This window comes from Streptomyces sp. NRRL S-495 (genome assembly GCF_000966955.1).
In the GTDB taxonomy this organism is placed as follows: Bacteria; Actinomycetota; Actinomycetes; order Streptomycetales; family Streptomycetaceae; genus Kitasatospora; species Kitasatospora purpeofusca.
The window spans coordinates 1-6348 of sequence record NZ_JZWY01000582.1; the positions used below are offsets into that span (position 1 = coordinate 1).

Sequence of the window (6348 nt, forward strand, 5' to 3'; positions counted from 1 at the left end):
CTGCCGACCGCGCCGGCGCTGATGGGCAACACCGTGGTGTGGAAGCCGGCGCCGACCCAGACGCTGGCCGCGTACCACCTGATGCGGCTGCTGGAGGCGGCCGGGCTGCCGCCGGGGGTGATCAACCTGGTCACCGGTGACGGGCAGCAGCTGTCCGCGGTGGCACTGGCGGACCCGGCCCTGGCCGGGCTGCACTTCACGGGTTCCACCGCGACCTTCCAGTCGCTCTGGCAGACGATCGGCGCCAACATCGGCGGCTACCGCAGCTACCCCCGGATCGTCGGCGAGACCGGCGGCAAGGACTTCCTGCTGGCGCACCGCTCGGCCGATCCGGAGATCCTCAAGGCGGCGCTGATCCGGGGCGCCTTCGAGTACCAGGGCCAGAAGTGCTCGGCGCTCTCCCGCGCGTACCTGCCGCGCAGCCTCTGGCAGCGGATCAAGGACGACCTGCTCGCCGAGGTGGACGCGCTGGCCGTCGGCGACGTCACCGACCTGTCGAACTTCATGGGCGCGCTGATCGACCGGCGCGCGTTCGAACGGAACCGGGACGCGATCGAGCGGGCCAAGGCCGACCCGACGGTGGAGCTGGTGGCCGGCGGCCAGTACGACGACGCGATCGGCTGGTTCGTCCGCCCGACCGTGCTGGTCTCCTCGGACCACCGCAACGAGATGTTCCGCACCGAGTACTTCGGCCCGATCCTGGCCGTCCACGTCTACGAGGACTCCCGCTGGGACGACGTGCTCGGCCGGGTCGACGCGGGCGCCCCGTACGGGCTGACCGGCGCGGTGGTCGCCCAGGACCGCTACGCGATCGCGCAGGCCCTGGAGGCGCTGCGGTTCGCGGCCGGGAACTTCTACATCAACGACAAGCCGACCGGCGCCGTGGTGGGCCAGCAGCCGTTCGGCGGCGGCCGGGCGTCCGGCACCAACGACAAGGCGGGCGCACCGCAGAACCTGCTGCGCTGGACCTCGGCGAGGTCGATCAAGGAGACGTTCGTGCCGCCGACCACGTACGTTCACCCGCACATGGGCTGAATGCCGACGGTCCGCACACGTGCTCCGCACGAACTTCCGGCTTTCGGCGCAAACCGGCAGGCTGATTGGACAAGCTGTCCAGGACGGCCCGATCTTCCTGCAGGTTTGCGCCTGCTTGTCCCCTGACACCTTCGATTGATCCCGTTAGGCTGGCTGGCGTCGTCGGGTGGCTCCGCAGGCCGAACGTTGCGTCCTACCCGCTGCAGAGGTGTTCCATGCGTGCCATGGGGCCTTTTCAGCTGGATGGTGCGGCAGGATTGCGGAAGACCCCGGCGGTGGACACCGAGACCACCACCGAGTCACGCAACGGCGCGCGACAGGAGCCAAGAAGTCATGCAGACCAAGCTGGACGCAGCCAAGGCCGAACTGCTCAGGAAGGCAGCAGCAGCCGCTGAGAACAGCCAGGTGGGGGGAGCGGCGCCGGGGGAGGGACTGAGCAACGGCGCTCTGTCCGCGTACCTGCACCACTACTACCTCCACACGGCGCCCGAGGACCTGGTCGACCGCGACCCGGTCGACGTCTACGGCGCCGCCGCCTCGCACTACCGCCTGGGCCTCAAGCGCCCCCAGGGCACCGCCGAGGTGCGGGTGCACACCCCCTCGGTCGAGGAGAACGGCTGGTCCTGCGGCCACACCGTGGTCGAGGTTGTGACGGACGACATGCCGTTCCTGGTCGACTCCGTGACCAACGAGCTGTCCCGCCAGGACCGCGCGATCCACATCGTCATCCACCCCCAGCTGGTCGTCCGCCGCGACATCACCGGCAAGCTGCTGGAGATCCTCGACGTCGACGCCTGCGCCCGCAGCCAGGCCGCCGGCACCGAGTGGCCGGCCGACGCGACCGTCGAGTCGTGGATGCACATCGAGGTCGACCGCGAGACCGACCGCGACGACCTGCGCGAGATCGAGACCGACCTGCGCCGGGTGCTCGGCGACGTCCGCGAGGTCGTCGAGGACTGGACCAAGATGCGCGACTCCGCGCTGCGTCTGGCCGACGAGCTCGCCGAGCAGCCCCCGGCCGGCCTGCCCGAGCAGGAGGTCGGCGAGGCCTGGGAGCTCATGCGCTGGCTCGCCGACGACCACTTCACCTTCCTCGGCTACCGCGAGTACGACCTGGTCGAGCACGAGGGCGAGGAGGTCCTCAAGGCCGTCGCCGGGACCGGCCTCGGCATCCTGCGCTCCGACCCGATCGGCCACGACGACCAGCACCACGCCGTCAGCGAGGCCTTCGGCCGGCTGTCCGCGCCGGTGCGCGCCAAGGCCCACGAGAAGAAGCTGCTCGTCCTCACCAAGGCCAACAGCCGGGCGACCGTGCACCGCCCGTCCTACCTCGACTACGTCGGCGTGAAGAAGTTCGACGCCAACGGCGAGGTCATCGGCGAGCGCCGCTTCCTCGGCCTGTTCTCGGCCGCCGCCTACACCGAGTCGGTCAACCGCATCCCGGTCGTCCGCCGCAAGGTCCAGGACGTCATCGTCGACTCCGGCTTCTCCACCGAGAGCCACGACGGCCGCGACCTGCTGCAGATCCTGGAGACCTTCCCCCGGGACGAGATCTTCCAGACCCCGGCCGACGAGCTGCTGGCGATCGCCACCAGCGTGCTCTACCTCCAGGAGCGCCGCCGGCTGCGGCTCTTCCTGCGCCAGGACGAGTACGGGCGCTACTTCTCCGCGCTGGTCTACCTGCCGCGCGACCGCTACACCACCCGCATCCGGCTGCGCCTCATGGACATCCTGATGCAGGAGCTCAACGGCGCCTCGATCGACTACACGGTCTGGTCGACGGAGTCGGTGCTGACCCGACTGCACTTCGTCGTCCGGGTCACCCCCGGCAGCGAGCTGCCGCACCTCACGGACGCCGAGATCGAGCGGATCGAGGCCAAGCTGGCCGAGGCCGCCCGGTTCTGGATGGACGGGTTCAACGACCAGCTGCACGTCGAGCTGGGCGAGGAGAAGGCCGCCGAGCTCTCCCGCAAGTACGGCAACGCCTTCCCCGACGGGTACCGCGCGGACTTCACCGCGCGCACCGCGGTCGCGGACCTCAAGCAGATCGAGTCGCTGCACGGCGAGGGCGACTTCCGGCTGAACCTCTACCAGCCGGTCGGCGCCGGCGACGACGAGCGCCGCTTCAAGATCTACCGGGTGGGCGGCCCGATCTCGCTCACCGAGGTGCTGCCGGTCCTCCAGCGGCTGGGCGTCGAGGTGCTCGACGAGCACCCGTACGCGCTGACCCGCTCCGACCACACCACCGCCTGGGTGTACGACTTCGGCCTGCGGCTGCGCGAGGCCGTCGAGCTGACCGACGAGGCCCGCGACCGCTTCCAGGAGACCTTCGCCGCCACCTGGACCGGCAAGGCCGAGAACGACGGCTTCAACGACCTCGTCCTGACCGCCGGGCTGACCTGGCGCCAGGCGATGATGCTGCGCGCGTACGCCAAGTACCTGCGCCAGGCGGGCTCCACGTTCTCCCAGGACTACATGGAGGACGCGCTCCGCAACAACACCCACACCACCCGCCTGCTGGTGAACCTCTTCGAGGCCCGGCTGAGCCCCAGCCACCAGCAGGGCGCGCTGGAGCTGACCGAGGGCATCCTGGAGGAGCTGGACGGCGCGCTGGACGAGGTCGTCTCGCTGGACGAGGACCGCATCCTGCGCTCCTTCCTGCACCTCATCAAGGCCACCCTGCGGACCAACTTCTTCCAGCACGACGGCACCGGCGCGTGGCACTCCTACGTGTCGATGAAGTTCGACCCGAAGGCCATCCCGGACCTGCCGGCCCCGCGCCCGGCGTTCGAGATCTGGGTCTACTCGCCGCAGGTCGAGGGCGTGCACCTGCGCTTCGGCAAGGTCGCCCGCGGCGGTCTGCGCTGGTCCGACCGGCGCGAGGACTTCCGCACCGAGATCCTCGGCCTGGTCAAGGCGCAGATGGTGAAGAACACCGTCATCGTGCCGGTCGGCGCCAAGGGCGGCTTCGTCGCCAAGCAGCTGCCGGACCCGTCGGTGGACCGTGACGCCTGGCTGGCCGAGGGCGTCTCGTCCTACAAGACCTTCATCTCGGCGCTGCTGGACATCACCGACAACCTGGTCGGCGGCGAGGTCGTCCACCCGGCCGACGTGGTCCGCCACGACGAGGACGACACCTACCTGGTCGTCGCCGCCGACAAGGGCACCGCGACCTTCTCCGACATCGCCAACGGTGTCGCCGAGTCCTACGGCTTCTGGCTGGGCGACGCGTTCGCCTCCGGCGGCTCGGCCGGCTACGACCACAAGGGCATGGGCATCACCGCCCGCGGCGCCTGGGAGTCCGTCAAGCGCAACTTCCGCGAGCTCGGCGTCGACACCCAGTCCGAGGACTTCACCGTCATCGGCATCGGCGACATGTCCGGTGACGTCTTCGGCAACGGCATGCTGCTCAGTGAGCACATCCGCCTGGTCGCCGCCTTCGACCACCGCCACATCTTCCTGGACCCGAACCCGGAGGCGGCCTCCTCGTACGCCGAGCGCCGCCGCCTGTTCGAGCTGCCCCGCAGCTCCTGGGACGACTACGACCGGTCGCTGATCTCGGCCGGCGGCGGGATCTTCCCGCGCAGCGCCAAGTCGATCCAGCTCACCGCGCAGGTCCGGGCCGCACTGGGCGTCTCCGACACCCGGCTCACCCCCGCCGAGCTGATGAAGGCCATCCTCCAGGCGCCGGTCGACCTGTTCTGGAACGGCGGCATCGGCACCTACGTCAAGGCCTCCACCGAGACCAACGCCGAGGTCGGCGACAAGGCCAACGACGCCATCCGGGTCAACGGCGAGCAGGTCCGCGCCCGCGTCGTCGGCGAGGGCGGCAACCTCGGCTGCACCCAGCTCGGCCGCATCGAGTACGCGGCCTCCGGCGGCCCGGAGAGCGCCGGCGGCTGGATCAACACCGACGCCATCGACAACTCGGCCGGTGTGGACACCTCGGACCACGAGGTCAACATCAAGATCCTGCTCAACCAGGTGGTCGCCGACGGCGACATGACGGTCAAGCAGCGCAACACCCTGCTCGCCGAGATGACCGACGAGGTCGGCCACCTCGTCCTGCGCAACAACTACGCGCAGAACGTGGTGCTGGCCAACGCGGTCGCCCAGGCGCACAGCATGGTCAACGTCCACTCCCGGATGATCAACCGGCTGGAGTCGGGCGGCCAGCTCGACCGGGGCCTGGAGTTCCTGCCCACCGAGCGGCAGATCCGCGAGCGCCAGCAGAACGGCCGGGGCCTGTCCCAGCCCGAGATGTCGGTGCTGCTCGCCTACACCAAGATCACCCTGGCCGACGAGCTGCTCGCCACCGACCTGCCCGACGACCCGTTCTTCCGCACCGCGCTGCACGAGTACTTCCCCAGCGCGCTGCGGGCCCGGTTCGCCGAGCAGATCGACCGGCACCCGCTGCGCCGCGAGATCATCACCACGCTGATCGTCAACGACACGATCAACCGCGGTGGCTGCACCTTCGCCTTCCGGCTGAAGGAGGAGACCGGCGCGACCTACGAAGAGGTCGCCCGCACCCACACCGCCGCCCGGGCCGTCTTCGGCCTGGAGGAGATCTGGTCCGAGATCGAGGGCCTGGACAACCGGGTCCCGGCCCGGGCACAGACCAAGATGCGGCTGCACTCGCGCCGTCTGGTCGAGCGCGCCACCCGGTGGATGCTCAACAACCGGCGCCAGCCGCTGGACATCGCCGGCACCATCGAGTTCTTCCACGACCGGGTCAACCAGGTGTGGGGCTCGCTGCCCAAGCCGCTGCGCGGCGAGGACCTGGCCTGGTTCGAGCACGTCTACGGGGAGCTCGCCGGCGCCGGTGTGCCGGAGCAGCTCGCCACCCGGATCGCGGGCCTGTCCTCGACCTTCCCGACCCTGGACATCACCGAGGTCGCGGACCGGTCCGGCAAGGACGTCGCCCAGGTCGCCGAGCTCTACTACGACCTCGCCGACCGGCTGCAGATCACCCACCTGCTCGACCGCATCATCGAGCTGCCCCGCGTCGACCGCTGGTCGTCCATGGCCCGCGCCGCCATCCGCGAGGACCTCTTCGCGGCCCACGCGGCGCTGACCGCCGACATCCTGGCCTGCGGCCCCGAGGGCGCCACCCCCGAGGAGCGGTACACCGCCTGGGCGGAGCTCAACGCGACCCTGCTGAACCGCGCCAAGAGCACCCTCGACGACATAAGGGGTTCGGACAACTACGAGCTGTCCAGCCTCTCGGTCGCGATGCGCGTCATCCGGACCCTGCTCCGCACGGGTTCGATGCGCTGACGAAGCTGTCGCAGTTCAACGGCGGGCCCGCGT

2 protein-coding genes are annotated in these 6348 nt (G+C 70.0%); both read left to right on the plus strand.

All coding sequences use genetic code 11. From position 1 onward, the window contains the following. Positions 1-1035, plus strand: a 1035-nt coding sequence (locus VR45_RS27815; protein ID WP_045942599.1) for an aldehyde dehydrogenase family protein, incomplete at its 5' end; no start/stop codon positions are given. A gap of 333 nt (positions 1036-1368) precedes the next feature. Continuing rightward, on the plus strand, positions 1369-6315 hold the full coding sequence (locus tag VR45_RS27820) for an NAD-glutamate dehydrogenase (protein ID WP_045942600.1): 4947 nt from the start codon (positions 1369-1371) through the stop codon (positions 6313-6315). Positions 6316-6348: the final 33 nt, after the last annotated feature.

Excerpts from the sequence above, each read along its gene's own strand:
- VR45_RS27820 (WP_045942600.1), top strand. The coding sequence starts at position 1,369 with ATGCAGACCAAGCTGGACGCAGCCAAGGCCGAACTGCTCAGGAAGGCA.